This is a genomic window from Xanthomonas euvesicatoria pv. euvesicatoria, from assembly GCF_020880415.1.
Taxonomy (GTDB): Bacteria; Pseudomonadota; Gammaproteobacteria; order Xanthomonadales; family Xanthomonadaceae; genus Xanthomonas; species Xanthomonas euvesicatoria.
Map to the genome: position 1 here is coordinate 75,817 of NZ_JAJIUJ010000115.1, position 26,179 is coordinate 101,995.

General features: G+C 65.4%; 24 protein-coding genes and 2 pseudogenes. 10 read left to right on the forward strand and 16 right to left on the reverse strand.

Going from position 1 to position 26,179, the window contains the following annotated elements:
* The first annotated feature begins 45 nt into the window (after positions 1-45).
* Both LN450_RS20435 and LN450_RS20440 read left to right on the forward strand, forming a co-directional pair.
* On the forward strand, positions 46-810 hold the full coding sequence (locus LN450_RS20435; protein WP_008573033.1) for a LuxR family transcriptional regulator: 765 nt from the start codon (positions 46-48) through the stop codon (positions 808-810).
* Between the two features lie 381 nt (positions 811-1,191).
* Positions 1,192-2,133, forward strand: a complete 942-nt coding sequence (locus tag LN450_RS20440; RefSeq protein ID WP_039417387.1) for a proline iminopeptidase-family hydrolase — start codon at positions 1,192-1,194, stop codon at positions 2,131-2,133.
* Positions 2,134-2,500: 367 nt separating this feature from the next.
* Here LN450_RS20440 and LN450_RS23370 read toward each other — a convergent pair.
* Positions 2,501-2,688: pseudogene (locus LN450_RS23370) on the reverse strand (hypothetical protein); the annotation flags it as partial.
* A gap of 240 nt (positions 2,689-2,928) precedes the next feature.
* Between LN450_RS23370 and LN450_RS20450 the strand changes: the two are divergent.
* The 5 genes and pseudogenes from LN450_RS20450 to cydB all read left to right on the forward strand — a co-directional run bounded on the left by LN450_RS20450 (position 2,929) and on the right by cydB (position 10,377).
* Positions 2,929-3,989: pseudogene (locus LN450_RS20450) on the forward strand (pectate lyase family protein).
* Between the two features lie 404 nt (positions 3,990-4,393).
* Positions 4,394-5,782, forward strand: a complete 1,389-nt coding sequence (locus LN450_RS20455; protein ID WP_011348158.1) for an amino acid permease — start codon at positions 4,394-4,396, stop codon at positions 5,780-5,782.
* Positions 5,783-6,378: 596 nt separating this feature from the next.
* Positions 6,379-7,608, forward strand: coding sequence for a dipeptidase (locus LN450_RS20460; RefSeq protein WP_011348157.1), 1,230 nt, complete (start codon positions 6,379-6,381; stop codon positions 7,606-7,608).
* Positions 7,609-7,963: 355 nt separating this feature from the next.
* Positions 7,964-9,364: a cytochrome ubiquinol oxidase subunit I gene (locus LN450_RS20465; protein WP_011348156.1), complete on the forward strand. Its 1,401-nt coding sequence runs from the start codon at positions 7,964-7,966 to the stop codon at positions 9,362-9,364.
* Complete coding sequence (gene cydB, locus LN450_RS20470; protein WP_039417389.1) at positions 9,364-10,377, forward strand: cytochrome d ubiquinol oxidase subunit II; 1,014 nt, start codon at positions 9,364-9,366, stop codon at positions 10,375-10,377. Before LN450_RS20465 ends, cydB begins: the two co-directional genes overlap by 1 nt.
* 60 nt (positions 10,378-10,437) lie before the next feature.
* Here the strand turns inward: cydB and LN450_RS20475 are convergent, their stop codons facing one another.
* The 15 genes from LN450_RS20475 to LN450_RS20545 form a co-directional block, all read right to left on the reverse strand.
* Complete coding sequence (locus LN450_RS20475) at positions 10,438-11,175, reverse strand: carboxylesterase family protein (RefSeq protein ID WP_008571972.1); 738 nt, start codon at positions 11,173-11,175, stop codon at positions 10,438-10,440.
* 201 nt (positions 11,176-11,376) lie between these two features.
* Positions 11,377-12,738 (reverse strand): magnesium transporter, encoded by a 1,362-nt coding sequence (gene mgtE, locus LN450_RS20480; RefSeq protein WP_011348153.1) that lies wholly within the window; start codon positions 12,736-12,738, stop codon positions 11,377-11,379.
* 407 nt (positions 12,739-13,145) lie between these two features.
* The gene (ptsP, locus tag LN450_RS20485; RefSeq protein WP_011348152.1) at positions 13,146-14,876 is read right to left on the reverse strand and encodes a phosphoenolpyruvate--protein phosphotransferase; all 1,731 of its coding nucleotides are present in this window, start codon (positions 14,874-14,876) and stop codon (positions 13,146-13,148) included.
* Between the two features lie 58 nt (positions 14,877-14,934).
* Positions 14,935-15,204 carry an HPr family phosphocarrier protein gene (locus tag LN450_RS20490; protein WP_005913389.1) on the reverse strand — a complete coding sequence of 90 codons (270 nt, stop codon included), beginning with the start codon at positions 15,202-15,204 and terminating at the stop codon, positions 14,935-14,937.
* Positions 15,197-15,589 (reverse strand): PTS sugar transporter subunit IIA, encoded by a 393-nt coding sequence (locus LN450_RS20495; protein WP_003487850.1) that lies wholly within the window; start codon positions 15,587-15,589, stop codon positions 15,197-15,199. The genes LN450_RS20490 and LN450_RS20495 overlap by 8 nt, the downstream gene beginning before the upstream one ends.
* A gap of 523 nt (positions 15,590-16,112) precedes the next feature.
* The gene (gene rapZ / locus LN450_RS20500; protein WP_008572674.1) at positions 16,113-16,985 is read right to left on the reverse strand and encodes an RNase adapter RapZ; all 873 of its coding nucleotides are present in this window, start codon (positions 16,983-16,985) and stop codon (positions 16,113-16,115) included.
* Positions 16,982-17,932 carry an HPr(Ser) kinase/phosphatase gene (gene hprK, locus LN450_RS20505; protein ID WP_003487845.1) on the reverse strand — a complete coding sequence of 317 codons (951 nt, stop codon included), beginning with the start codon at positions 17,930-17,932 and terminating at the stop codon, positions 16,982-16,984. The genes rapZ and hprK overlap by 4 nt, the downstream gene beginning before the upstream one ends.
* Positions 17,929-18,387 (reverse strand): PTS sugar transporter subunit IIA, encoded by a 459-nt coding sequence (locus tag LN450_RS20510; RefSeq protein WP_008572672.1) that lies wholly within the window; start codon positions 18,385-18,387, stop codon positions 17,929-17,931. The genes hprK and LN450_RS20510 overlap by 4 nt, the downstream gene beginning before the upstream one ends.
* 69 nt (positions 18,388-18,456) lie before the next feature.
* Positions 18,457-18,726 (reverse strand): ribosome hibernation-promoting factor, HPF/YfiA family, encoded by a 270-nt coding sequence (gene hpf, locus LN450_RS20515; protein ID WP_011348151.1) that lies wholly within the window; start codon positions 18,724-18,726, stop codon positions 18,457-18,459.
* An 87-nt stretch (positions 18,727-18,813) separates the two neighbouring features.
* Positions 18,814-20,253, reverse strand: a complete 1,440-nt coding sequence (locus tag LN450_RS20520; protein WP_039418519.1) for an RNA polymerase factor sigma-54 — start codon at positions 20,251-20,253, stop codon at positions 18,814-18,816.
* A gap of 40 nt (positions 20,254-20,293) precedes the next feature.
* Positions 20,294-21,013, reverse strand: a complete 720-nt coding sequence (gene lptB, locus LN450_RS20525) for an LPS export ABC transporter ATP-binding protein (protein WP_008572666.1) — start codon at positions 21,011-21,013, stop codon at positions 20,294-20,296.
* Positions 21,013-21,573 (reverse strand): lipopolysaccharide transport periplasmic protein LptA, encoded by a 561-nt coding sequence (gene lptA / locus LN450_RS20530; protein WP_011348149.1) that lies wholly within the window; start codon positions 21,571-21,573, stop codon positions 21,013-21,015. Before lptA ends, lptB begins: the two co-directional genes overlap by 1 nt.
* Complete coding sequence (lptC, locus tag LN450_RS20535) at positions 21,551-22,126, reverse strand: LPS export ABC transporter periplasmic protein LptC (protein ID WP_011348148.1); 576 nt, start codon at positions 22,124-22,126, stop codon at positions 21,551-21,553. Before lptC ends, lptA begins: the two co-directional genes overlap by 23 nt.
* A complete protein-coding gene (locus LN450_RS20540) occupies positions 22,123-22,671 on the reverse strand; it encodes a KdsC family phosphatase (RefSeq protein ID WP_011348147.1) in 549 nt (182 codons plus the stop codon). The genes lptC and LN450_RS20540 overlap by 4 nt, the downstream gene beginning before the upstream one ends.
* 48 nt (positions 22,672-22,719) lie before the next feature.
* On the reverse strand, positions 22,720-23,721 hold the full coding sequence (locus LN450_RS20545) for a KpsF/GutQ family sugar-phosphate isomerase (protein ID WP_011348146.1): 1,002 nt from the start codon (positions 23,719-23,721) through the stop codon (positions 22,720-22,722).
* Positions 23,722-23,774: 53 nt separating this feature from the next.
* Between LN450_RS20545 and LN450_RS20550 the strand changes: the two genes are divergently transcribed.
* From LN450_RS20550 to LN450_RS20560, 3 genes are all read left to right on the forward strand, one after another.
* Positions 23,775-24,002, forward strand: a complete 228-nt coding sequence (locus LN450_RS20550) for a BolA family protein (protein WP_014090695.1) — start codon at positions 23,775-23,777, stop codon at positions 24,000-24,002.
* Between the two features lie 240 nt (positions 24,003-24,242).
* Positions 24,243-25,517, forward strand: a complete 1,275-nt coding sequence (murA, locus tag LN450_RS20555) for a UDP-N-acetylglucosamine 1-carboxyvinyltransferase (RefSeq protein ID WP_011348143.1) — start codon at positions 24,243-24,245, stop codon at positions 25,515-25,517.
* A complete protein-coding gene (locus LN450_RS20560; protein ID WP_011348142.1) occupies positions 25,514-25,837 on the forward strand; it encodes a membrane protein in 324 nt (107 codons plus the stop codon). Before murA ends, LN450_RS20560 begins: the two co-directional genes overlap by 4 nt.
* The last annotated feature ends 342 nt before the right edge of the window (positions 25,838-26,179 follow it).

Sequence of the window (26,179 nt, forward strand, 5' to 3'; positions counted from 1 at the left end):
TGCTGGATGTCATCTGCTGGCAACCACCGGTACCGAAGGAGCACCATGTTCGACATTCTGGCCAGCCTGGGCTGCGATCTGCAGGCATTGCAGACGCTCGATAGCTGCCTGGACCGGGTATTTCGCGATGTCTGCGCGCTCGGTTTCCAGTCGCTGGTGTACGACTATGCGCCGGTGCCCCTGAGTCTGGAGGGAGCGCTGATCACGCCAACGGTGTTCATGCAGCGCAATGCGCCGGGCGATATGCAGCATGTGTGGTGCGAGCACGGCTACTACCAACATGACCCTGTTCAGCAGCGCGCAACGCGGCGTACCACGCCATTCGTATGGTCTTACCGCACCGACGGCCACTGCGCGGGCGTGGAATATGTGGGGGGCCAGCACCGGCAAGTGACCCGCTATCTCTGCGATAGCGGCATGGGCACCGGTGTCACCGTGCCGCTGCATTTGCCTGGTGGCGCATTTGCCACCTTCAGCGGCGCGATCGATGCCGCCGCTGCACAAGCGCCGCGGTTGGCCGAAGCGCAGGTGCTGCCGTTCCTGTTGCTGGCGCACGCCTTCCAGGCGCGCGCGCAGGAGTTGCTGGAACCGCAGGAACGCCGCTGCCACCACATCGCGCTGACCCGTCGCGAGCGCGAATGCCTGCAGTATTCGGCAAAAGGCCTGACGTCCAAACGGATTGCCGCGGCACTCAACCGTTCAACCGCCACGGTGAACCTGCATCTGAATTCAGCCGCGCGCAAGCTGGGCGCCCGCAACCGCGTGGAAGCGGTGGTGCGTGGTATGCACTATCGGTTGCTGGAGCCATAATTTTTTTTCGAGCGTGCCTGCGCGCTGCGGTACGCGCGGCTTCGCGGGTTTCGGAGCGGCAGAGCGCATATGCCATGTCGTTTCCTTGGCGCGACCCACCTGTGTTCTGAACGCTGATCTGTTGTTGGTCCGAATGGAGTCCAGTGGCGCTGACAGATGCGATAGATGTGCTGATTCGAACTAACTATTTCGATCCAGGAGCGATGTCGAGTCGCGCGATACCCAGCGCATTCGGCGATGCGAGGCGTTCGATCGAACCGGCTATCGGCCAGCGCCAACCGCGCATCCGGGCGCGCCCAAACCTGTGAAATTTGCCAGTTAACGCCGCTCGGCGTGCTCGCTAGGCTCGGGGCTCATCATTGCCGTAGGCAGGCGCAGGTCATGCAGTGCACCGAGGGTTACGTCGAATTCCGCGGCTACCGTACCTGGTACCGCATTACCGGCGACCTGTGCGCAGATGCCTGCCCGCTGTTGGTGCTGCACGGCGGCCCCGGATGCACGCACGACTACGTGGACAGCTTCAAGGACCTGGCGGCCAACGGCCGCGCGGTGATCCACTACGACCAGCTGGGCAACGGCAACTCCACCCATCTGCGCAATGCCGAGCCAGGCTTCTGGACAGTGGGGCTGTTTCTGGACGAGCTGCAGACGCTGATCGCGCATCTGGGGCTGTCGCAGTACGCATTGCTGGGCCAGTCCTGGGGCGGAATGCTCGCCGCCGAGCACGCCGTGCGCCGGCCGGCCAGCCTGCGAGCGCTGGTCATCGCCAATTCGCCCGCCTCGATGGGGTTGTGGCGCGCGGCTGCGCTGCGTCTGCGCGCGCGCCTGCCTGACGATATCCAGGCCGCATTGGACGAGCACGAAGCCGCCGGTACGCTGGACCATCCGGCCTACCGCGCAGCCAGTCAGGTGTTCTATGCGCAGCACGTATGTCGCGTGCTGCCGTGGCCTGCCGAGGTCGCGCGGACGTTTGCCGCCATCGACGCCGACCCCACCGTGTATCACGCCATGAACGGCCCGACCGAATTCCACGTGGTGGGCAGCTTGCGCAACTGGAGCATCATCGAGCGCCTGCACCGCATCACCGCACCCACGCTGGTGCTCTCTGGCAAGTACGACGAAGCCACGCCGGAAACCGTCGAGCCCTATGCGCGGTTGATCCCGGATGCGCGCTGGCACGTGTTCGCCAACTCCAGCCACATGCCGCACGTGGAAGAACGCGCGGCGTGCATGCGCCTGGTCGGCAATTTCCTGGACGATCAGACACCGTGGCCCGGTGGACAAATGCTGCGCTCCTCAGCACTGGCCAATCGCGCTGTTTGAGCGTGCAGTGTGGTGTGGCGATAGCCAGCGGGCCGATCAACTGCACTGCGTTTAGCTGCCTGCTTGCCGCGATGATGTCGCTGTGGGTGGACACCATCAATCCGCGCCTGCGATAGCAGCCCTGCAGCGCTTGCGTGCTTCCATCGCTGCACGCGTGGCGCTGCGCGCGTTGTTCCGGGCAGCTGTGTCGATGGAGGTTCGCGCTTTCACGCAAGCCCGTTTCGGGCTGCCGGCGCACGATGATGCGCGAGCGTCGCAGGGCACATGCCGCAGCGTGGGAGATAACCCAGGCTATCGGCAGGCAGGCGCGTCAGCGCTCTGATGCGCCGCGACGGCGCTGGCGCGACAGCTTGCGTTTGCATCTTCGCGCCGATGTAGATGCAGTGCTGCAATGCATGACTGCATTGCAGTTGGCCAGCTGCCATCGCCAGGCATGCACTGAGTGCGCCCATGCCTGTCGCTGCGTCGGCACGTGGATCGTCACGGTTGCAGTCGCAATCGCTCTGCACGCCCGAACGCCTGCGCATCGCCGGCGTCTGCAGCACATGCACACATGCGTCGATCAACACAGGGCTATCGCATGGCATTGGCGTGTCCTGTCCCGGCTGTCCTTCGCTGTCCCTTTTGCATGTCCCGGAAAGAGAACACCGCGGTGTGTCTAAGTTTCGAAGATGAATAATTGTTTTATGTTTTAAATCGCGCGAAGAATGCAGCCCCCCACGCATCGCCTTGCCGTTGTCGTCGCCACTGCGCAGACGGCCGGCATTGCTTGTCGACTTCATTGGGAGAGGCTCCATGATCATCAAGACGCTACACGGCGCACTCGCGCTTGCACTGTCCGCTTGCGCCGCGGGCGCGATTGCCGGCCCGGTCGGTTACGGTGCGGCCACTACCGGCGGCGGCGGCAAGACACCAGTTAACGTGGCGACGTTCGAAGCAGTGCAGGCCGCCATCGACAACTATTCCGGTAGCGGCGGGCTGGTGCTCAACTACACCGGCCAGTTCGACTTCGGCACCATCAAGGACGTGTGCGCGCAATGGAAGCTGCCGGCCAAGACCGTGCAGATCAAGAACAAGAGCGATGTCACCATCAAGGGCGCCAATGGTTCGTCGGCGAACTTCGGCGTGCGTGTGGTAGGCAATGCGCACAACGTGATCATCCAGAACATGACCATTGGCTTGCTGCAAGGCGGCGAAGATGCCGATTCGATTTCGCTGGAAGGCAACTCCAGCGGCGAGCCGTCCAAGATCTGGATCGACCACAACACCATCTTCGCCTCGCTCACCAAGTGCTCCGGTGCAGGCGATGCCTCCTTCGATGGCGGCATCGACATGAAGAAGGGCGTGCACCACGTCACCGTGTCCTACAACTATGTCTACAACTATCAAAAGGTCGCGCTCAATGGCTACAGCGACAGCGACACCAAGAACTCGGCTGCGCGCACCACGTATCACCACAACCGCTTCGAGAACGTGGAATCGCGCTTGCCATTGCAGCGCCGCGGCTTGAGCCACATCTACAACAACTACTTCAGCAATGTGTTTACCTCGGGCATCAACGTGCGCATGGGTGGGGTGGCCAAGATCGAGTCCAACTACTTCGAGAACATCAAGAACCCTGTGACTTCGCGCGACAGCAGCGAGATCGGCTACTGGGACCTGATCAACAACTACGTTGGCAGCGGCATCACCTGGAGCACGCCGGACGGCAGCAAGCCCTACGCCATGCCACCAACTGGGTGAGCTCCAAGGTGTTCCCGGAGTCGCTGGGCTACATCTACACCGTGACGCCGGCAGCACAGGTCAAGGCCAAGGTGATCGCCACCGCGGGTGCGGGCAAGAACCTGGCGGAGTGAACGGTAGCGCCCGGAGTCGCGAATGAGCTGTAGCGAGCGCTGGTCAGGAGGGCCTGGGCGGCGCACAGCAAGCGCAGCGTGTCCGGGTGACAAGCCGATGACGAGTAGCGGCCGTCCATCCGGAAGCTGCGCACACGATGGCTCTTGGCGGCATCGAGGCACGTCCCCGGCTTGTTCGGGGATGTGCTTTGCCCGGTTCTTGGAGACGACAGGTGACAGGCGCGCGCTGCATCGGCCGTCAGGTGGCGGCGCGCACCGGCAGGTTGCCGGGCGTGGCTGCTGCACACCCGCGCGCAAGGTGCGATCGCGAGACATCGCCACTCCTTCCCCGGGCTGGAGTCAAGAGGCGCGGCAGGCGCTGCGACGCGGTATCGTGTCGCGATTCCATCCATGCAAGCCTGTCCATGCCGCTTCCGACCGATTCCGTTGCTGAGACCGCTGCGCCCGCCGCGCCTGCATTGCGCCATGCGCTGAAGCCGCGGCAATTGATGATGATGGGCCTGGGCACGGCGATCGGCGCCGGGCTGTTTCTGGGATCCGGTGTAGGCATCCACGCGGCCGGTCCGGCGGTACTGATCTCGTATCTGATTGCCGGGGCGTTGGTCATCATCGTGATGAACGCGCTGGGCGAAATGGCCGCCGCCAAGCCGGCCAGCGGGGCATTCTCGGTGTACGCCGCCGATGCGATGGGCCCGACGGCCGGCGCCACCGTGGGCTGGCTGTGGTGGTTTCAGGTGGTGGTGGTGATTGCGGCCGAGGCGGTAGGTGCCGCCGGGCTGCTGGCCACGGTCTGGCCGGCGTTGCCGGTGCCGTTGCTGGCGTTGCTGTTCATGGCCACGTTCACTGCGATCAATCTGCTCGGCGTGCGCAACTTTGGCGAGTTCGAATTCTGGTTCGCCATTCTGAAAGTGCTGGCGATCGTGGTGTTCCTGCTGATCGGCGTGGCGTTGCTGGCGGGCTGGTTGCCCGGAGTGGCATCGCCCGGGCTGTCCAACTTCACCCAGAACGGCGGCTTTGCGCCCAAGGGCCTGGCCGGTATCGGCTCGGCGTTGCTGGTGGTGGTGTTTGCCTTCGGCGGCACCGAAATCGTGGCGGTGGCCGCCGCGGAAACCGCCGACCCGGGACGTAGCCTGGCGCGCACCATTCGCACTGTCGCCTGGCGCATCCTGGTGTTCTATATCGGGTCGATCAGCGTGATCGTGGCGGTGGTGCCGTGGACCAGCGCCGCGCTCAGCTCGCCGTTCGCGGCCGTGCTGGACGTGGCACGCATTCCCGGTGCCGCCACGGCGATCACCCTGGTGGCGGTGGTCGCGCTGCTGTCGGCGCTCAACGCTAATCTGTACGGTGCCTCGCGGATGATCTTCTCGCTGGCCCAGCGCGGCGAAGCGCCGCGGTTGCTGGCCAGGACCAGCGGCGAGCAAGTGCCGCTGGTGGCGGTGATCGCCAGCGTGTTGTTCGGCTTCGCCGCCGCAGCGCTGGAGTTGCTGTATCCGAACAAGGTGTTGCCAATGCTGCTCAACATCGTCGGCGCCACTTGCCTGCTGGTGTGGACGATCTCGCTGGTATCGCAACTGATCTTGCGCGCCCGCGCGGACCGTGCCGGCCTTGCGTTGCCGTTCCGCATGCGCGGCTATCCGTTTCTGACCGTGCTGGCGCTGGTCATCCTGGGCGTGATCTTCGTGTTGTTGGCCTCTTCGGCCGATACGCGCGCGCAATTCCTCTCGATGGTCGCGCTGACCGCAGTCATCGCAGCGGTCAGCGAAGTTGCGCGGCGCCTGCGTGCGCGGATGTGAGGAATTGGAAGCGTGGCAGTGTGTTGGTGCGTTGTGTGCGCTGGCGGGCGTGTCAGCTGTAACCGGCGGCCAGCGCTCATGACGCGAGTGCAACCGGCAATTGCCCCCGTCGTTGCTGGCGACGTTGATGTGTTCAGGCGTCGGCCTGGCCACGGACCACGGCATCAGGGCAGTGCGTCCGCAATCTCGCACGCACACTAACCCAACTGTCCAGGAGCCGCCGCGGCTGCGCAGCAGTTCTGTTTGCTGCTCTTAGCCGATATCGGCGGGCTCCCCATCCCGGCATGCGGCATCGTCGCCAAAAGCCTCCAGGACCCGTCGATTCCTGGTGAGACGACGGCCGGTCCAATAACGAAAAAACCCCCGCACCGACGCGGTGCGCTGCGAAACGAGAAACGAGAAACGCGTCAGCAGTCCTGCGCTTTCCTCTCGGGCCGGGCACTCGCCCCGGGGATCTGACGGTCCAGTTCGGTTATTCTCCTTTGGACGCACATGCTCCACCCATCAGGGCGCTCGAAGAATAGCGACCGGATCTTCAACGCGGAACACGCGCTTTTATTGGCGACGTCGTCAGACGTCATTGCCGGGGTTCGCCCATGCATGCAGTTTCCTCCGACAATCTGGCCGACTTGGTTCCGCCGCTCACGCTGGAAGCAGTGCATGCGTTAGCGTGTCCGGTCGATACGCATCTGGATTCGCTGTATCTGTCGCGGCTAGGCGGCTTCGATTTCTGGAAGGGCGATTGGAAAGCACATCGGCGTTCTCCGATCCTCTGGTTGATGTCCAAGACCTCGCCGCGAGGTCGCAACCAACCGCTGATGTACCACGTGAGCGGCCCGGACTTTCTCGCGGGCGGCTATGGCGGTGCCTGTTTCAGCGCCCATGCACTCTGGGAAAACCTCATCGGCGTGCCTTTTCTCGACCCCTGGAAACACTGGGTGGAGCATCGGCGCTATGTCCAGGAGATGGTGGCGGCCAGCGGCGGGCGAATGCGGCTGGCACGCAGCGCCGCCGAGCTCCGCGCGATTCGCGCAGCGGGTCTGTGCAGCGCCATCCTGTCGTTGGAGGGGGCGCACATGCTTGGGCCACGCGGGCGCCGCACCCAGGCGCTGCGGCTGGCGCGTCTGGACAGTGCGGCCAAGGACGGCGCCGCCTATCTGACGCTCAATCATTTCAGCCATACCGACATCTCCCAGGCTGGCTATGCATCGCTCAATCCGTGGGGCGAGAAGAAGGGCGCGGGGCTGACGGCGTTTGGCCGGCAGGTGGTGGAGCGCTGCATCAATGCCGGGCTTCTGGTGGATCTTTCGCATACCTCGAGCCAGGGGATCCTTGACGCTTGCGGCATCTGCATCCGTCGCGACGTGCCGGCCTTCGTCTCGCATGGCGCATCGCGCAGCGTCACGCGTGGTGTGGAAACGCGGCCCTCACGTCACCTGGACCGGGCGCTCGACGATGCGGCGATCCGTGCCATCGTGCAGACCGGTGGCTGCATCAGCGTCATCCTGGCGCCGTACTTCTTGCAACACGCCTATCTGGCCGATGGCACGCCGGACATGGATGCTGATCTTGCCTTTGTCGTTGGGTATTACGAAGCGTTTGCCCGGCAGATTGCCGCCATGGGGATCGTCGAAGATCCATGGAAACACCTGAGTTTCGGCAGCGATTTCGATGGCGGCATTTCCAGCCTGCCGACCGGGATGCGCAGCGGGGCGGATCTGCCCAAGCTCACGCAGGCGATGCTGGATGCCGGTTGGCCCACGCAACGCATCGTGGATGTGTATAGCGGCAATTTTCTGCGGATCTGGGAGCGGGTGCGGCCATAGCGTTGCTACGGCCTGGCTCTGGGACGCTCGGCATGGCCGGTCTTGCACCGCCTGTCGACGTGCACTGACCAGCGACCGGCATGCCGCAGTGACGGCGTTCGCGCCATTGTGTCGCCTCCGTGCGCCTCCGGTGCACGGCGCACTGGCCAGCAGAGGCGGGCGGTGTGGCGTACCGCAGTACAAGGGCGGCAATTTGTCGCAGATGCGACGCCGTGTCGCATCGGGAACGGGCGCGACCGTCCCTATCATGATCGCGTAGCGCAGCAGCGCGCGCGCGATCGCTCGATGCAATGCATTCCGGCGATCGCGCTGCGACCTGCGCGCCGACGATCACTTTTTTCCTGGAGGGTTCTCCATGGACGCACTGCTGTTATCGCGGATCCAGTTCGGATTCGTCATTGCGTTCCACGTGTTGTTTCCGGCATTCACCATCGGGCTTTCCAGCCTGCTGGCGTTTCTGGAATGGCGCTGGTTGCGCACGCGTCTGCCGGTCTGGCGCGAGCTGTATTTTTTCTGGCAGAAGATCTTTGCCGTGTCCTTCGGCATGGGCGTGGTCAGCGGCATCGTGATGGCCTTCCAGTTCGGGGCCAACTGGCCGGAATTGAGCCGCGTGGCCGGTGGCGTGATCGGGCCACTGCTGAGCTATGAAGTGCTCACCGCGTTCTTTCTGGAAGCCAGTTTCCTGGGCGTGATGATGTTCGGCTGGGGTCGAATTTCCGAGCGCCTGCATTTCCTGGCCACCTGCATGGTGGCGCTGGGCACGCTGTTTTCCACGTTCTGGATTCTTTCGTCCAATAGCTGGTTGCAGACCCCGGCCGGCTACGAGGTCATCGGCGGCATCGTGCATCCGGTGGACTGGTTGCAGATCATCTTCAATCCCTCGTTCCCGTACCGGCTTGCGCACATGGCGCTTGGCTCGTTCATCACCACCTGCTTCGTGGTGGGTGCAGTGGGCGCGTGGTATCTGCATCGTGGCGTACATCGCCAGGCAGGGCTGCGCATGCTGAAGCTGGCCGTGGTGTTTGCCGCGATCGCCGTACCGCTGCAGATCGTCGTCGGCGACATGCATGGCTTGAACACGCTCAAGCATCAGCCGATGAAGATCGCCGCGATGGAAGCGCACTGGCATGCCGAACAGCCGGGCGAGGGATTCCCGCTGGTGGTGTTTGCGTTACCCAACGCACAGGCTGAGCGTAACGACTATGAGGTGGCGATTCCGCGCCTGGGCAGCCTGATTCTGACCCACCGCCCGGATGGCAGCATCGCGCCACTGACGTCGGTGCCGGCAAGCGAGCGCCCGCCGGTGACGCCGGTGTTCTTCGCCTTCCGCATCATGGTGGGGATCGGCTCATTGATGCTGCTGGTGGCCTGGGTGTCTGCGTTCGCGTTATGGCGCGGCAAGCTGGTGCAATGGCGCTGGTTGCTGGCGGTCTGGCGCTGGATGTTGCCGAGCGGCTTCATCGCGCTGATTTCCGGCTGGTTCGTCACCGAAATCGGCCGGCAGCCCTATGTGGTCTACGGCTTGTTGCGCACCGCCGATGCGGTGGGCCCGCAGTCTGCGCTGATGACCGCCATCTCGCTGGCGGTGTATGTGGCCGGCTACGCGTTCGTGTTCGGCTGGGGCATCTGGTACCTGGTCAAGATCGGCAAGCAAGGCCCCACCCCACATGCCGACGCGCCGCATCTGGACCATGGCGAACACACGCCCGCACGCCCGCTGTCGGCAGCGGATGCACCGATCGACGGAGCTGCATGATGGAGATGAACAGCGTATTGCCGGTGGCGTGGTTTGCGGTGATCGGCTTCGGGGTGCTGATGTACGTGGTGCTGGACGGCTTCGTGCTCGGCATCGGCATCCTGGCGCCGTTCCGCAAGGACGAAGCGCAGCTGGATCTGATGATGAACACCGCCGCGCCGATCTGGGACGGCAACGAAACCTGGCTGGTGCTCGGCGGGGCAGGGCTGCTGGCCGCATTTCCCAAGGCGTATGCGGTGATCTTGTCGGCGCTGTATCTGCCGGTGCTGTTGATGGTGATGGCCTTGGTGTTCCGCGGCGTTGCATTCGAATTCCGTTTCAAGGCGCATCGCTCGCGGCGCTTGTGGAGTAATGCGTTTGCTGCCGGTTCGATCCTGGCCACCTTCGCGCAGGGCGTGATCCTTGGCGCGCTGGTGCAGGGCCTGCCGATCGAGAACGACCGCTATGTCGGCGGCATCTGGGGCTGGTTCAGCCCGTTCGCGATGCTGACGGGCGCCGCCTTGGTGTTCGGCTATGCGCTGCTCGGCAGTACCTGGCTGATTCTCAAGACAGAAGGCCACGTGCAGCAGTTGGCGCGGCAGTTGAGCCGACCGTTGACCATCAGCGTGTTGATCTTCATCGGCCTGGTCAGCGCCTGGTTGCCGCTGCAGTCGCATGTGATGGAGCGCTGGTTCAGTGGCACGCACTATCTGTGGCTGATGCCGGTGCCGCTGCTGGTCGCCATCGTGGGAGGGGCGCTATGGCGTGCGAGCGAGGCCGCGCGCTCGGATGCGCTGCCATTCCTGCTGGCGATGGGCCTGTTCGTGCTGGGCTTCTTGGGTCTGGTGCTGGGCATGTGGCCGTATCTGGTGCCGCCGGTCTACACCATCTGGCAGGCTGCCGCGCCGCCGTCTTCGCAACTGTTCGCGATGGTGGGACTGGTCATGCTGCTGCCGCTGATCCTGGGCTATACGGTATGGTCGTACCGCGTATTCCGCGGCAAGATCACCGCTGACACCGGGTATCACCACTGAGGCGCACCGGCCATGTCATGCCGCCATGCCGGCGCAGGGCCGGCGTGGCGCTGCACAACATCAGCGCAGGCGCTGCTTGAACATCCATTCCCACATCGCCGGGTCCGCATAGGTTGCGTCCCAGGCGTTGTGGTTGCCTTGCGGATATTCGCTGTAGCGCACATTGGCCCCGACGCCCTTGGCGGCGCGGTACAGCGCGCGGTCGTCGTGCGGCGGCACCGAATCGTCCTTGGCGCCATGGAACATCCAGATCGGCACGTGCTTGAGTTGCGTCACTGCCGCGGTGTACGGGTCCGCTTCCTTCGCCACCAGGCTCACGTACAAGGTGCGGCGCTCATCGCGCGGTGCCTTGAGTGCACCGCAGATCGGCACGATCGCCGCAAACCGTTGCGGCTGCATCAGCCCGATTTCCCAGGCGCCATAGCCGCCCATCGAAATGCCGGTGAGGTAGGTGCGCTGCGGGTCGGCAGCGAACTCGGCGCTGGCCGCATCCAGCGCCGCGATTGCCATGCGCGCATTGACGCCCATCCACTCTTCGTCATTGGGCACTTGCGGCAATACGACAAGCGCGGGGAAATCGGCAGTGTGTTCGCTCAAGTAAGGGCCCAGGCCGACTTCGGCCTGATCGCGCCCGTTATCGCCGCGCTCGCCCGAGCCATGCAGGAACAGCACGATGGGCCGCGGCTGCGGCACCTTGGACGCGGGCACGAACACTTGATAGCGGTACAGGCGCCCTTCCAGTTTCAGCGTACGGGTGACGAAGTGGCCGCGGCGTTCGTCGTGGTGGCGCTCAGCCATGCTGGAACAGCCGGCCAGCAGTAGCGCAAAGGCAATGACAACAAGACAACGACGAATCACGCAGCTCTCCCGACCGATCACATGGGTGCAGTATTACCGCATGCCGGTGCGCTGGCGTGTCGAGGCGAGGCGATTCCTGTCGAATATTCATCTGCTTGTCGTCATCGCGTGCATGACACGCTCCAGGCCAGGCACCGCAGGTCAGGGCAGCAGGATCAGCGTGGCCAGGCCCAGGAAGCTCAAAAAGCCCATCACGTCGGTCAAGGTGGTCAGGATCACGCCACCGGCCAACGCCGGATCGAAGCCCAACCGTTTCAGCGTCACCGGCACCAGCACTCCGCCGAAGGCGGCAGTGAGCATGTTCACCGTCAATGCAGTGCCGATCACCAGCGATAGCATCGGTTGCCGGAACCAGGCCAGCACGATCAAGCCAAGCCCGATGCCCAGGCACAGCCCGTTGATCAGCGCGACGGTGAGCTCTTTCTTGAGCAAGGTCATCACGTTGGACGAGCCGATCTGGCCCAGCGCCAGGCCGCGCACCATCAGGGCCAGCACCTGGGTGCCGGCATTGCCGCCCATGCCGGCAACGATCGGCATCAGCGCCGCAAGCGCCACCAGTTTCTCGATGGTGCCCTCGAACCTGCTGACCACGCTGGACGCCAGAAACGCGGTGCACAGATTGATGCTCAGCCAGATCAGGCGGCGCCGGAATGCGCGCCGTGCCGGGCTGAACATGTCTTCGTCTTCGTCCAGACCGGCCGCGCTCATGGCCTGGTGCTCGGCCTGCTCGCGGATGATGTCGACCACGTCGTCGATGGTGATGCGGCCGAGCAGGATGTTGTTGTCGTCCACCACCGGCGCGGAGATCCAGTCGTGGTCGGAGAAGCGCCGCGCCACTTCGTCCGAACCGTCGCCCACATCGATGGCCGGTTGCTCGTCGTCGATCAGCCGGTTGACCGGCGTGCTGTCTTCGTGGGTGACCAGCGCCGCCAGCGGCACGCGGCCCAGGTATTGGTGGCGCCGGCTCACCACGTACAGGTGATCGGTGTGGTCGGGCAGTTCGCCGCGCAGGCGCAGATAGCGCAGCACCACGTCCACATTGACGTCGGCGCGCACGGTGACCACGTCCGGGTTCATCAGACGCCCGGCGGTGTCTTCCGGATACGACAGCACCTGCTCGAGCCGCTCGCGGTTTTCGCGGTCCATCGACTTGAGCACTTCATCGATGACGGTGTCGGGCAGGTCTTCGACCAGGTTGGCCAGATCGTCGATTTCCAGGTCTTCGACCGCCGCCACGATCTCGTCCGGGTCCATGTCGGCCAGCAGGCTTTCGCGCACTTCGTCGCCGACGTGCAGCAGCACCTCGCCATCGTCTTCCGGATCCACCAGCCCCCACACCACTTCGCGCTTGCCCGGTGGCAGCGATTCGAGCAGGTTGCCGATTTCCGCCGGCGCCAGCGTATTGACCAACCGGCGTACCGGCCCCAGGCGTCCGCTATCCAGCGCGTCGGACAGCAGGCGTAGCTGGCGCGCGGTTTTGTCGTGGCGAACGGCTTCGGCCATGCGCGGCTTCCCGGAAGAGTGGACGCGCCATCAGTAAAGGACGCGGTGCTGGGTCAGCAAGGCATTATCGCTTGCGCATGGTGACGAAACATACAGGGCCGCTGCGGCGCGCTTGCGCAGGGCGTGCGCGGTGGACGCAGCCAAGCCGCGCGAGCTGCTCAAGGTGCATGGAGCGGGATGCGATTGACGATGCAGGCGGCATCTTCGGCGCTTTTCGACAAGGAGGCGATCAACGCGGTGCGAGCGGGCGTGACTGGTGCGCGCAGCAATCGCACTGCCCAAGCGGTACATGCCGATTCGCGCCACCGTCTGGGCCTGCCTCAGGACTGCGAGCGTGTCGAACGCCGTGCTGAAGGAAACCCAGGTCTTCAAGCATCGGCCGCGCGGCCGGGCGCTGCGTGCCGCAATTACCGCAGCAGCCCCTGCGCATGGCCAGCCAGCCATTTTTCGATGCCCTTGCGATCGCGGGCGCGCAGCAATTTTTCGCCGTGCACGCGCAACTCGCCCAGATGGGTGTCGCGCACCGCGCGGCGCACTTCCAGCAATGTGGCCGGATGCAGGCTGAACTCGGTGAGCCCCAGCGCCAGCAGCATCGGTACGAAACGCGGATCGCCGGCGATTTCACCGCACACCGCGACCGGCTTGCCGTAGGTGCGCCCGGTGGCGATGACCTGCGCGATCAGCCGAAGGACGGCCGGATGCAGGGGCGAGTACAGCTCGCCCAACGCCTCGTTGTTGCGATCCACCGCCAGCAGGTATTGCACCAGGTCGTTGGTGCCGATGGACAGGAAATCGATATCGTCGATGAAGCAGTCCAGCGCCAATGCCGCAGCCGGCACTTCGATCATCGCACCCAGCGGGATGTGCTCGGCGATCTCGTGGCCTTCGGCGCGCAGCTGTGCGGTGAGCTTCTTCAACTGCTTGCGCAGCTGCAGGATTTCTTCGCGGCCGCTGACCATCGGCACCAGGATGCGCACCGGCCCGTAGCCGGACGCACGCAGGATCGCGCGCAATTGCGCCTGCGCCACCGCCGGCCGCGCCAGCGACAGGCGCACGCCGCGCAGACCCAGCGCCGGGTTGTCCTCATCGCTGAGTGTCAGGCCGGTGCGGTCGGCCTTGTCGGCGCCAAGATCCAGGGTGCGGATGGTGACCGGGTGGCCGCTCATGCCCAGCACGGTGTCGCGGTAGGTGTGGAACTGTTCGTCTTCGTCCGGCAGTTCGTTGCGCTGCAGGAACAGGAATTCGGTGCGGTACAAGCCCAGGCCGCTGGCCCCGAGCGCATGCGCGTTGGCCACGTCTTCCAGCGATTCGGCGTTGGCCAGCAGAGTGATATCGACGTTGTCGCGCGTACGCGTGGGCTTGGAGCGTAGCCGGCCCAGCTCGCGCTGTTCCTTGGCAAGCGCACGCAGGCGCTCGCGATAGTCGCGCAGATGTTCGGGCTTGGGGTCGACGATGACCTGGCCCGAGCCGGCATCGACAATCAGCACATCGCCATCTTCGATGCGCTGCAGCGCGTCGCTGACGCCCACCACCAACGGCAGGTGCAGGCTGCGCGCCAGGATCGCGCTGTGCGACAGCGTGCTGCCGGCGGTGGTGACGATGCCGACCACGCCTTGCGCCTGCAGCTGCGCCAGCTCGGAAGGTGCCACGTTGTCGCACACCAGGATTTCGCCGGCCACACCCTTGAGGTCGGGAGCGCGCTTGTGCAAGAACGCATGGATGCGGCCGATCACGTGATCCAGATCGTCCATGCGGCTCTTGAGATACGCATCCTCCATCCCGTCGAACACCGCCGCCAGGCGGTCGCGCTGTACGCGCAAGGCATAGTCGGCGCTGTAACGGTGGGTGCGGATCAGTTCATCCAGGCCTTGCAGCAGCTCGGGGTCATCGAGCAGCAATGCATGCAGCTCGAGAAATTCGCCGACTTCGCGCGCCAGTGCGCCGTGCAGGCGGTCGCGCAGCTGCTGCATCTCGACCCGTGCCGACGCGATGGCGGCATGCAGGCGCTGCAGCTGCGTTTCCACCTGATTGGCGGGCACGCGTTGTTCGGCCACTTCGAGGGTATGGCTCTGGCGCACGCGTGCGCGGCCAAGCGCGTTGCCGCGTGCAGCGCCATGTCCGCGCAGGCGCAGGCTCATGCGCGGCCCTGGCGCAGCGGCGCCGTGTCGGTCGCAACGGCACCGACGCCGCACATGCTCAGCTGTCCTCGTCGAAACGACGCTCGAACAGGTCCACCAGCGCCTGTAAGGCCTCGGCTTCGTCTTCGCCATCCAGCCGCACCACCACGCTGGTGCCCTGGCCTGCGGCCAGCAGCATCACGCCCATGATGCTCTTGGCATTCACCTCGCGCCCCTTGGCCGCCAGGGTGGCGTTGCTGCGATACGACGACAGCGTCTGCACCAGCTTGGCGGTGGCCCGCGCATGCAGTCCGAGTCGGTTGGAAACTATGAGTTCGCGTTCAAGCATCGTCGATGATCGCTCCGTTGCGGGTACCGGCCGCCGCAGTGGCGGGCAGCTCCTGCAATCCTTGTTCGGGGTAGTTCATCACGCGCAGCAGCATCGGCAGGCTCAGTGCGGACACCCGGCGAACCGGGGTGCCCAGCTTGGCCAGACGGTTGGCCAGATTGCTGGGGCTGGCGCCGTACAGGTCGGTCATGACCAGCACGCCGTCGCCGCTGTCGACCCGGCGCATCGCCGACGACGCCTGGGGCAGCAACGCGTCCAGGTCTGCATCGAACGGCACGTCGAATGCTTCGGTCTTCAACGGCAATTGCCGCAACAGCCCCGTCGCCACGTTCAACAACGCTGCGCCGATGCCGGGATGAGTAATGAGGAGAATGCCACAGGCCATGCCGAAACGTTAACAGGTCGGCATGACTGCGCGATAGCGTCTGCCTGCACAGATGCGTTGCGAACTGAATAGCCGTTTAGGACCGCTGCGGCGTGTCGCGTGCACTGCATGCAGCAAGCGCGCCGCTGCCCGCATGGCAATGATCGCGACGCCCGCAGTCTGCCAATGCGAACCGCATCACAAGCGAACGCTGCAGCGCGCGCTTGCCAGGCAGTCCACGATCAGAACGCGCAGACGAATGCACCGATCAAAAGTTTTTCCCGCAGACCCAATGCCTGCGCCAGGCCGAACAATCTGCGCCCGCAGCAAAACTAAGGAAGCAGCAGTGACAAAGGCGGCCTGCAGCTCAAAATGAGCCACCAAGATCAAACCCTTGACAGCAAGCGCGGGGCAGGGACTCGATGCCGAGGCCAACCCGCAAGGCCAAGCTTCAAAGCACAGCTGTCATCGACCGTTCGCACATTCCAAGCAGCATGACACCGCTTTGACGATTCCCCAATCCCGATTCCCCAATCCCAGCCCCTCAGTCCTGCTCGCGATGAAACGTCGCCACTTCCGGCCAGCCTTGTTCGCGCGCATGGCGGGCCATGCGCTCGGCCATGTAGACCGAGCGGTGTTTGCCGCCCGTGCAACCGAAGGCGATGGTCACGTAGCTGCGGGTGTCGTTGCGCAGTCGCGGCAGCCAGGTATCGAGCAGGTCCACGATCTGCGCGCTGTAGCGCTGCACGTCCGCCTCGTTGTCCAGGTAGTCGCGCACGCCGGCATCGCGGCCGGTGAGTGGGCGCAGTTCCGGATCCCAATGCGGATTGGGCAGCACGCGCGCGTCGAACACGAAGTCGGCTTCGGCCGGCACGCCGCGCTTGTAGGCAAACGATTCGAACAGCAGCGACAGCCGGTCATGGGAACCAAGCGCGAACTCGGTGACCACGCGGCGGCGCAATTGATGCACGTTGAGCGTGCTGGTGTCGATGACGGCATCGGCCTGCGTACGCAACGGTTCGGTCAACTGGCGCTCGCGGGTGATCGCTTCCGGCAATGCCAGGCCGAGATGGCTGAGCGGGTGGCGGCGGCGGGTATCGGCATACCGCTTGATCAACGCCTCGTCGCTGGCCTCGAAAAACAGCAATCGCGCCTCGATGCCGTATTCCTGCGCGGCCTGGCGCCACTGCGCCAGCTGGGTCAGGTCGCTGCGGCTGCGCACATCGATGCCCACCGCCAGGCGCTGGTCGCCGATCGGGTTACCACGCAGACGGCTTTTGACGAAGTCCGGCAGCAGCTCGACCGGCAGATTGTCCGAGCAGTAGTAATCCAGGTCTTCGAAGGTCTTCAACGCGACCGATTTGCCCGAGCCGGACAGCCCGCTCACGATCATCAGCGTGGAGGGCGCAACACTCATGGCGTACGTCGCTCCAGCAGGTTGCTGTGGCGAGCGATGAACATCGCTGCCGGGTCGATGCCTTTGGTGCGCAGGATGTGCAGCCGGGTCGCCGCTTCGGTCAGCACGGCCAGATTGCGGCCGGGCATCACCGGCAGGGTGATCAGCGGCACGTCCAGGTCCAGCACATGGCGGCTGCCCGAATCGCCGGTCAGACGCTCGTAGCCGGACGGCGTGGGCTCGGTCATCGGCCGGGTCAGGTGCACGATCAGGCGCAGGTACTTGTTTTTCTTCACCGCGGTGTCGCCGAACATGTCGCGCACGTTCAAGACGCCCAGGCCGCGTACTTCCAGCAAATCCTGGAGCAGTTCGGGGCAGGTGCCGTCGAGCACATCGGGCGCGATCTGGGTGAATTCGGGCGCATCGTCGGCCACCAGCCGGTGGCCGCGGCTGAGCAGTTCCAGCGCTAGTTCGCTCTTGCCCGAGCCGGCTTCGCCGGTGATCAGCACGCCGATCGAGTAGATCTCCATGAACACGCCATGCAGCGTGACCCGCGGCGCCAGCGTGCGTGCCAGATGGTAGGAGAGGTGGTTGAGCAGCTCGTGGCCGCGTTTGGACGAGATCCACAGCGGCGTATTGGATTCGTCCGCCGCCGCACGCAGATCTTCCGGGCATGACTGGTTCTTGCTGATCGCCAGCGCCAGCGGTTGCACCTGGATGATCTTTTCGATGGTTTCCCAGCGCTGCCGCGCATCCAGCGAGTCCAGCCAGGCCAGTTCCTCGGTGCCCAGGATCTGCACCTTGTTGGGATAGATCACATTGAGGTAGCCAGCCAGCGACGGGCGCCGCGCGTTGTTGCTGCCGGCCTGGATCTCGCGGTGCTCGCCCTTGGGGCCGGCGACCCAGCGCAGGGCCAGCTTGTCGCGCTGCTGGTCGAACAGTTCGCGTGCGGTGATGCTGGTATTCATGCCGCGCTCGCCTGCGCGGGCGGCACGTCGGCGAGCAGCGCCATCAGGGCATCGGCGTTGGGTGCGGCGCGCAAGTTCCGACGGAAGTCGGCATCGGAAAACCGTTCGGCCAGCTCGGACAGCAGCATCAGGTGCTGGTGGGTGTAGTGCGCCGGCACGGCCATGGCGAAGACCAGGTCCACCGGCTCGTCACCACCGAAGGACACCGGCGTGTCCAGCCGCAGCAAGGCCCCGCGTGGCTCGGTGAGGTTGGGGCAGCGCCCATGCGGAATGGCGATGCCATGGCCAATGGCGGTACTGCCCAGGGCCTCGCGCTCGCACAGGTTGGCGTAGAGCTCGTCGGCGCCGGCCTGACGACAGGAGAGCAGGTCGGCGGCGGCATGCAGGACGGTGTCGCGATCGGCGGCCGGCGACACCACGGTGCGCACGGCCGCCATCAGATCGGTTAAGGGCATGAGGGCATCAAGCGGGAAGCGTCATGCGGGATTGTCGCGCACCTCGCGGGCGTGGTGGTTACATTTCTTCTATTTTTGCTTGAGGACCAGGCGGTCGAGCTTGTCGACCAGCAGGTCGATGGCCGCATACATGGTGGAGCCGCTGGCATCTGCGTGCAGGGTGCGACCGGGCAGGTTGACGGTGGCGACCACGTGGTGGTCCGGCTTGCGGACGGCCAGCTGCGTTCGGACTTCGCAGTGCTGGTCGAAATGGCGCTGCAATCGCTGCAGCTTGCTTGCCACGTAGTCCCGCAGGGCGGGGGTCACTTCAAGCTGGTGGCCATACGTCTCGATACGCATCGGATACCTCCATTGGTCGGTGGGCCAATGAACCGTTCCGGTGATCCGACAAGCCCGGCGCATGCCGGCGTTGCGGTGGTCGCAACGTCAGGCGATGCGCACGCGTTCGTGGGAGGCGGAAATGTTCATGGCCTCACGATACTTCGCAACGGTGCGCCGCGCCACTGGTACGCCGGATGTTTTCAGCAGATCGGCCAGCTTGGCGTCGGAGAGCGGTTTGCGCGGGTTTTCCGCATCGATCAGGCGCCGGATCATGGCCTGGATGGCGGTGCTGGAGGCCTCGCCGCCGCTGTCGGTGTCGATGCCGGAGGCGAAGAACGCGCGCAGCGCGATGGTGCCGCGCGGGGTGCGCACGTATTTGCGGGCGATCGCGCGGGAAATGGTGGATTCGTGCAGCCCGAGCTCGCCCGCGATCTCGCGCAGCGTCAACGGGCGCAAGGCCTGCGCACCGAACTCCAGGAACCCGGCCTGGTGTTCCAGCAGGCAGCGCACCACCCGCAACAGGGTCTCGCCGCGCGCCTCCAGGCTCTTGAGCAGCCAGCGCGCCTCCTGCAACTGGCCACGCAGATAGCCGGCATCGGATTCGCCGCAGCTGCGGATCAGGTTTTCGTAGCCGCGGTGGATGGTGACCTTGGGCTGCGCGCGGCCGGCCAGTGCGGCCCGCCAGACCCCGCGCTGGCGCCAGATCACGCAGTCCGGCACGACATAGGTGTCCTGCGACAGGTCGCCGATCTGCTTGCCCGGGCGCGGGTCCAGCGAACGCACCAGCTGCACCGCCTGTTCCACGTCGGCAGTGGAACGCTTGAGCTCGTGCGCCAGCCCGGCCACACCGCTGCGCGGCAGCCGTTCCAGCGGGCCGGCAACGATCTGCAGCGCCAGCTCGCGGCCGGGCGTGTCCGCATCGAGCACCCCCAGCTGCAGCGCCAGGCATTCGCCCAGCGTGCGCGCGCCCACGCCCACCGGGTCGAAGCGCTGGATCTGATGCAGGACGGTGAGCACGTCGGCCTCGTCGACCGCGGCGCCCAGCGCCAGGGTCTCGAGAATGGCCGACAGCGGTTCGCGCAGGTAGCCGTCTTCGTCGAGCGCGTCGATCAGCATCGCGCCGATCTGGCGGTCGCGCGGCGACAGCGGTGATAGATGCAGCTGCCACAAGAGGTGGTCGGCCAGCGTTTCGGATTCGGCCACGCGCTCTGCCGCGTCGCCGGACTCGTCGTCGTCAAAGCTGCCGCCGCTGCCCGAGCCGGTCCACTGCAGTTCGTCCTGCGACCAATCCTCGTCGCGCTCGGCAGGCGCGACTTCTTCGCGCTGGGGCTGTTCGGTGGACGCGGACGGCGAGGAGTCCACCGCGATGTCGCTGGCCGCATGCGCAGCTTCGTCGGCCCATTCCAGCAGCGGATTGGTTTCCACCGCCTCGGCGATTTCCACTTCCAGCTCGGTGGTGGACATCTGCAATAGCTTGATCGCCTGACGCAATTGCGGCGTCATGACCAACTGCTGTCCTAGCGATGTCTGGAGCCGGGCTTTCATGCGGGCACTGACTGGAAAAAGCGTTGGCGCGGCGACGCGCTCAAAGGCGGAAAGTTTCCCCCAGATACACGCGACGGACGTCGGGATTGGCTAGCAACGTGTCTGGTGCCCCCTGCGCCAGCACGCCTCCCTCGGCGAGGATATACGCGCGGTCGCAGATTCCCAAGGTTTCGCGCACGTTGTGGTCGGTGATCAGGACACCGATGCCGCGCTCCTTGAGGTGGATGATGATGCGCTGGATCTCGCCGACCGAAATCGGGTCCACGCCGGCGAAGGGTTCGTCCAGCAGCATCATGCGCGGCTTGGCCGCCAGCGCACGTGCGATCTCGCAACGGCGCCGCTCGCCGCCGGAGAGGCTGGCGCCGAGCTGATCGGCCACATGGGTGATCTGCAGTTCTTCCAGCAGCGAGACCAGTTCCTTCTCACGGCCGGCGTTGTCCAGTTCCTCGCGCAGCTCCAGCACCAGGCGGATGTTGTCGGCCACGGTGAGCTTGCGGAAGATCGAGGGCTCCTGCGGCAGGTAGCCGACGCCCAGCTTGGCGCGTGCGTACATCGGCTCGGCAGTGAGGTCGCGGCCATCCAATTCGATACGGCCGGCATCGGCTTCGACCAGGCCCACGATCATGTAGAAGCAGGTGGTCTTGCCGGCGCCGTTGGGGCCGAGCAGGCCCACCACCTCGCCGGCCTCCAGCGTGAGGCCGAACTCCTTGACCACTTCGCGTTGCTTGTACTTCTTGCGCAGACCGGTGGCGACCAGCATTACTTCTTCCCCTGCGGCTTGGCAGCGGGCTTGGCGGCCGGTGTCGGAGCGGGCGTTGCCGCGGCAGGCGCCGGGTTCTTCGGCTGGATGATGGTGCGCACGCGGCTGCCATCGCCGCCGCTCTGCATGTTGCCGGTCTTGGTGTTGTAGACCATGCGCTGGCCGGCGTTGGTGCCCTTGGGCGAATCCACCTTGTAATTGCCGGTCAGGATGATGATCTCATCGGCGACCTTGTATTCGATGTTGTCGGCCTGGCCGTGCATCATGGCGCCGTCGTCCATCTCCTGCTTGAGCGTGGCCTGCTTGCCGTTGAGCACCACGCGATCGGTCTGGCCGTTCTTCTGGAAGATATCGGCGGTGTCGGCGTGGATTTCCAGCGTGCCCTGCGTGATCACCACATTGCCGCTGAAACGGCACTTGCCGCTGTCGTCGAGCATGTTGCAATCGTTGGCATTGGAGTCGATCGCCATCGGCTGGTTGCGATCGCTGGTCTTGGCCATTGCCAACGCAGGCAGCAGCAGTGCGGCAAACGCCAGTTTAGCGGGCAGCATTCGGTTCATAGCGGGTCTTGACCTGAGAGAGGAGCTTGTACTGGCGTGATTTGAGGTTGGCTTCGAAGCCGACGCCGCTCTGCATGATACCAGGGCGGGTCATGGTCACTGGCGCGTCGGTCTTGGCGATATTCTGTTGCGGGAACACGTCCAGGCTTTGGGTGCGGAACGTGGTGGGCGGCGTGGCGCCGCCGGTCGGGCTGTCGCCCTCGACATCGCCGCGCAGGCGCAGCTGGGTGCCGTCCGGATTGACCCAGCCGGTCTTGGCGCGCAGGGTCCACGGCAGATTGGCGTTGTCGGGCATCAGGAACACCGGCGTGGTGATGTCAGCGGTCTGGTCGGCCCGGTTGCGATGCATCTCCGGCGCGCGCAGCGTCATCGACTCCTTGCCGCTCTGCTTGTCCAGGGCAATCAGCTCGAAGTCGCGCAGGATGTAGTCGGCGCCGGACTCCTGCACGGCCGCGGCGGCTGGGCGCGCGCGCTGTTTCCAGGCCGACCAGCCGGAAATCACGGCGGCGACGAACAGCACCACGCCCAGGGTGGTGCGCCAGTTCCAATTCATGCCGAGAACCCTTCGATGATGCGTTCGACCTGTCCTTGTGCGGCCAGCACCACATCGCAGACTTCGCGCGCGGCGCCTTCGCCGCCACGGGCGCGGGTCTGCCACTGCACGCGCTCGGCAATCCATGGATGCGCGTTGGCCGGCGCCACCGGCAGGCCGACCGCGAGCAGGGCGGGCAGGTCGGGGAGGTCATCGCCCATGAACAGCACCTGGTCCAGCGACAGGCCGTGCTCCTGGCACAGCGCCAGCACTGCCAGGCGCTTGTTCTTCACCACGATCTGCACATGCAGGCCCAGATCCTGGCCGCGCTTTTCCGCCGACAGGCTGGCGCGCGCGGTGATCAGCGCGACCTGGATGCCGGCGTGGTCGAGCTGCTTCAGACCCTGGCCGTCGAGCACGTTGAAGGCTTTGCTCTCGTTGCCGGCATGGTCGTAGTACAGGCGACCGTCGGTCAGGGTGCCGTCGACGTCGAAACAGGCAAGGCGGACGCGCGCGGCGCGCTCGATCAGCTCGGCGGGAAGGTGCTGCAAAGGGGAATAGGGCATCGGCACGAATCGGTGAGAACGGGGTCCGGCGGTTGAAAACTGAACCTGTTAAACCACCTTGGCGCGCAACAGGTCGTGAATGTTCAATGCGCCCACCGCGCGGTGCTGCGCATCGACCACGATCAGGCCGTTGATCTTGTAGTCCTCCATGAGCCGCGCGGCCTCGGCGGCCAGCTGGTCGGCGGCGATGGTGCGCGGGTTGCGCGTCATCACCTGCGCGATGCCGGCGCTGCGCACGTCGATGTCGCTGTCCAGCGCGCGGCGCAGGTCGCCGTCGGTGAACAGGCCGATCAGACGGTCGTCGGCGTCCACCACGGCAGTCATGCCCAGCCGCTTGCGGCTCATTTCCATCAACGCCTCGCTCAGGCTGGCGTCTTCGCGCACACGCGGCAGGTCCTCGCCGGCGTGCATCACATCGGTAATGTGCAGCAGCAGGCGCCGTCCCAGGCTGCCGGCAGGATGCGAGCGCGCGAAGTCGTCGGCGGTGAAGCCGCGCGCATCCAGCAGCGCGACTGCCAGCGCATCGCCCATCGCCAACGAGGCGGTGGTGCTGGAGGTGGGGGCCAGATGCAGCGGGCAGGCTTCGGCCGACACGCTGACGTCCAGGTGCACGTCGGCGGCCTGGGCCAGGGTGGAACCGGTGCGGCCGGTCATGGCGATGATCGGGTTGCCCTGGCGCTTGAGCACCGGCAGCAGCATGCGCACCTCGTCCGATTCCCCGGAGTACGACAGCGCCAGCACGATGTCGGCCTCGGTGATCATGCCCAGGTCGCCGTGTCCGGCTTCGCCCGGGTGCACGAAGAATGCCGGCGTGCCGGTCGAGGCGAGGGTGGCGGCGATCTTGCGCGCCACATGGCCGGACTTGCCCATGCCGGTGGCGACCACCCGTCCGCGCGAGGCCAGCACCAGCCGGCAGGCCGCGGCGAACTCGCTGCCGATGCGTGCGCCCACGCTGGCCAGCGCCTCGCGCTCGATCTGCAGCACGCGCTGGCCGCTGGCGACCAGGCTGGCGTCGCTGACGGTGGCGGAGGGCAGGGGCGAGACAGCCATGCAGGACTCGGGTGAAGAGTAGAATGTGCGCTCATTTTATGAGGAAACGCCCCTTGGACGCCGAAACCATCCGTAAACTCATCGAATCCGGCTTGCCCGAAGCCCGCGTCGACGTGCACGGCGACGACGGCGTGCACTTCGAGGCCACCGTGGTCAGCCCTGCATTCGTCGGCAAGCCACCACTGGCGCGGCACCGTATGGTCTATGCGACCCTGGGCGAGCTGATGGGCGGGGCGATCCACGCGCTGCAGCTGAAGACGCTGACGCCCGAAGAAGGCTGAACGCAGCCGCCGAGCGGGCTGGGCCGGAGCGGTGCGCAGCACGGGGTCAGGAAGCAGGATGCACCTGCATCGCCTGGGCCGGCGTTGTCCACGCCCACGCAGTGATTGCGTCCAGCGCGTCCCGGGCCATATCCGGCGCGGCTCGATCCCCGGTTCCACCGCGCGCCGCGTGCACCACGATCGATACGCGCCTTATTTCATTCCCGACATCCCTTCTACTTTCGGATTTTTCAGATTCCCATGGCAAAAATCGTAGTGACCGGCGGCCAAGCGCTGCATGGCGAGGTCAATATTTCCGGCGCCAAGAATGCAGTGCTGCCGATCCTGTGCGCCACCCTGCTGGCCGACGCGCCGGTGGAAATCAGCAACGTGCCGCACCTGCACGACGTGATCACCACGGTGAAGCTGCTCAGCGAGCTGGGCGCGGAGGTCACCATCGACGAAGGCACGCTGGCCAAGGGCCGTTCGATCCTGGTCGACCCGCGCTCGGTCACCCATCAGGTTGCGCCGTACGAGCTGGTCAAGACCATGCGTGCCTCGATCCTGGTGTTGGGCCCGCTGCTGGCGCGCTACGGCACCGCCGAAGTGTCGCTGCCCGGCGGTTGCGCGATCGGTTCGCGCCCGGTGGATCAGCACATCAAGGGCCTGCAGGCACTGGGTGCCGACATCAGCGTGGAGAATGGCTACATCAAGGCCACCAGCCACGGGCGCCTGAAGGGCGGCCGCTATGTGTTCGACATGGTCAGCGTCACCGGCACCGAGAACGTGCTGATGGCCGCCGTGCTCGCCGAAGGCACCACGGTGCTGGAAAACGCGGCGATGGAGCCGGAAGTTACCGACCTGGCCGACTGTCTGATCGCACTCGGTGCGCAGATCGAAGGCGCCGGCACTCCACGCATCGTGGTGCAGGGCGTCGAGCGGCTGGGCGGCGGGCACCATGCGGTGCTGCCGGACCGCATCGAAACCGGCACCTTCCTGGTCGCCGCGGCGATGACCGGCGGCAGCGTCACCGTGCGCCGCGCGCGCCCGGAAACGCTGGATGCAGTGCTGGACAAGCTGACCGAGGCCGGCGCCACCATCACCACCACCGCCGACAGCATCACGCTGGACATGCAGGGCAAGCGTCCGCGCGCCGTCAGCCTGACCACCGCGCCGTACCCGGCGTTTCCCACCGACATGCAGGCGCAATTCATGGCGCTCAACTGCGTGGCCGACGGGGTGGGCGTGATCAACGAAACCATCTTCGAAAACCGCTTCATGCACGTCAACGAGCTGCTGCGCCTGGGCGCGGATATCCAGGTCGAAGGCCACACCGCCATCGTGCGCGGTGCCGAACGCCTGAGCGGCGCGCCAGTGATGGCGACCGACCTGCGCGCATCGGCGTCGCTGATCCTGGCAGGCCTGGTCGCCGATGGCGACACCACCATCGATCGCATTTACCACCTGGACCGTGGCTACGAAAACATCGAGGAGAAGCTGGGGGCGCTGGGCGCGACCATCCAGCGCACCGCATGATCCTGCGCGGCCCTTTCACCACCCGGCGCAAGATCCTGCTCGGCGTGATCGTGCTGATCCTGGCGTGGCTGGCCTATGCCTGGAGCGTGGGCATGGCCATCACCCAGGGCGTGGAGTTCAAGGACATGGACTGGAACAACGACGGCACTGCCAGCCGCGAAGAGATCGCACAATCGTTCTATGCAGTGGCGGTGAAGAAGACCGTCGAAGGCAAGCGCCATTGCGACCTGTTCTATTGGCGTAGCACCGGCGAGCAGATCCGCGTGGATTGCCGCACGGTGTTCAGCACCGGCGATGGCAAGGCCGCGGGTAAGCCCTGAGAGGTCGCAGCTCGGCCTGGCTCCGACCGGTGCATGAAGAGCGGCTGAGCTGCGGCTTGGCTGCAGGGTCCTCGCCCGCCCACCATCGCGGGACACGCCGCAAGTACGTCCGTGTAGGCTCTTATGCGGCATCCATGCCGCATAAGGTCCCGCGACGGTAGGCGGGCAAGGACCAGTCACGATGGTCGGGGTGCACAGTCTCAACCAAACAACACTCAGCGCTCTGGCGTGGCGTCTTGGTTCTTCAATCGAGGCGCACGCAAGAGGTTTGAGGAGGTGTCCTCACCGTGCCTTCAACCGGCCGTTGCTGCTCTCGCTTTCAACAGAGCAGCCCGCGAACTG

Excerpts from the sequence above, each read along its gene's own strand:
- LN450_RS20435 (WP_008573033.1), top strand. The coding sequence starts at position 46 with ATGTTCGACATTCTGGCCAGCCTGGGCTGCGATCTGCAGGCATTGCAG.
- LN450_RS20440 (WP_039417387.1), top strand. The coding sequence starts at position 1,192 with ATGCAGTGCACCGAGGGTTACGTCGAATTCCGCGGCTACCGTACCTGG.
- LN450_RS20455 (WP_011348158.1), top strand. The coding sequence starts at position 4,394 with ATGCCGCTTCCGACCGATTCCGTTGCTGAGACCGCTGCGCCCGCCGCG.
- LN450_RS20460 (WP_011348157.1), top strand. The coding sequence starts at position 6,379 with ATGCATGCAGTTTCCTCCGACAATCTGGCCGACTTGGTTCCGCCGCTC.
- LN450_RS20465 (WP_011348156.1), top strand. The coding sequence starts at position 7,964 with ATGGACGCACTGCTGTTATCGCGGATCCAGTTCGGATTCGTCATTGCG.
- cydB (WP_039417389.1), top strand. The coding sequence starts at position 9,364 with ATGGAGATGAACAGCGTATTGCCGGTGGCGTGGTTTGCGGTGATCGGC.
- LN450_RS20475 (WP_008571972.1), bottom strand. The coding sequence starts at position 11,175 with ATGGCTGAGCGCCACCACGACGAACGCCGCGGCCACTTCGTCACCCGT.
- mgtE (WP_011348153.1), bottom strand. The coding sequence starts at position 12,738 with ATGGCCGAAGCCGTTCGCCACGACAAAACCGCGCGCCAGCTACGCCTG.
- ptsP (WP_011348152.1), bottom strand. The coding sequence starts at position 14,876 with ATGAGCCTGCGCCTGCGCGGACATGGCGCTGCACGCGGCAACGCGCTT.
- LN450_RS20490 (WP_005913389.1), bottom strand. The coding sequence starts at position 15,204 with ATGCTTGAACGCGAACTCATAGTTTCCAACCGACTCGGACTGCATGCG.
- LN450_RS20495 (WP_003487850.1), bottom strand. The coding sequence starts at position 15,589 with ATGGCCTGTGGCATTCTCCTCATTACTCATCCCGGCATCGGCGCAGCG.
- rapZ (WP_008572674.1), bottom strand. The coding sequence starts at position 16,985 with ATGAGTGTTGCGCCCTCCACGCTGATGATCGTGAGCGGGCTGTCCGGC.
- hprK (WP_003487845.1), bottom strand. The coding sequence starts at position 17,932 with ATGAATACCAGCATCACCGCACGCGAACTGTTCGACCAGCAGCGCGAC.
- LN450_RS20510 (WP_008572672.1), bottom strand. The coding sequence starts at position 18,387 with ATGCCCTTAACCGATCTGATGGCGGCCGTGCGCACCGTGGTGTCGCCG.
- hpf (WP_011348151.1), bottom strand. The coding sequence starts at position 18,726 with ATGCGTATCGAGACGTATGGCCACCAGCTTGAAGTGACCCCCGCCCTG.
- LN450_RS20520 (WP_039418519.1), bottom strand. The coding sequence starts at position 20,253 with ATGAAAGCCCGGCTCCAGACATCGCTAGGACAGCAGTTGGTCATGACG.
- lptB (WP_008572666.1), bottom strand. The coding sequence starts at position 21,013 with ATGCTGGTCGCCACCGGTCTGCGCAAGAAGTACAAGCAACGCGAAGTG.
- lptA (WP_011348149.1), bottom strand. The coding sequence starts at position 21,573 with ATGAACCGAATGCTGCCCGCTAAACTGGCGTTTGCCGCACTGCTGCTG.
- lptC (WP_011348148.1), bottom strand. The coding sequence starts at position 22,126 with ATGAATTGGAACTGGCGCACCACCCTGGGCGTGGTGCTGTTCGTCGCC.
- LN450_RS20540 (WP_011348147.1), bottom strand. The coding sequence starts at position 22,671 with ATGCCCTATTCCCCTTTGCAGCACCTTCCCGCCGAGCTGATCGAGCGC.
- LN450_RS20545 (WP_011348146.1), bottom strand. The coding sequence starts at position 23,721 with ATGGCTGTCTCGCCCCTGCCCTCCGCCACCGTCAGCGACGCCAGCCTG.
- murA (WP_011348143.1), top strand. The coding sequence starts at position 24,243 with ATGGCAAAAATCGTAGTGACCGGCGGCCAAGCGCTGCATGGCGAGGTC.
- LN450_RS20560 (WP_011348142.1), top strand. The coding sequence starts at position 25,514 with ATGATCCTGCGCGGCCCTTTCACCACCCGGCGCAAGATCCTGCTCGGC.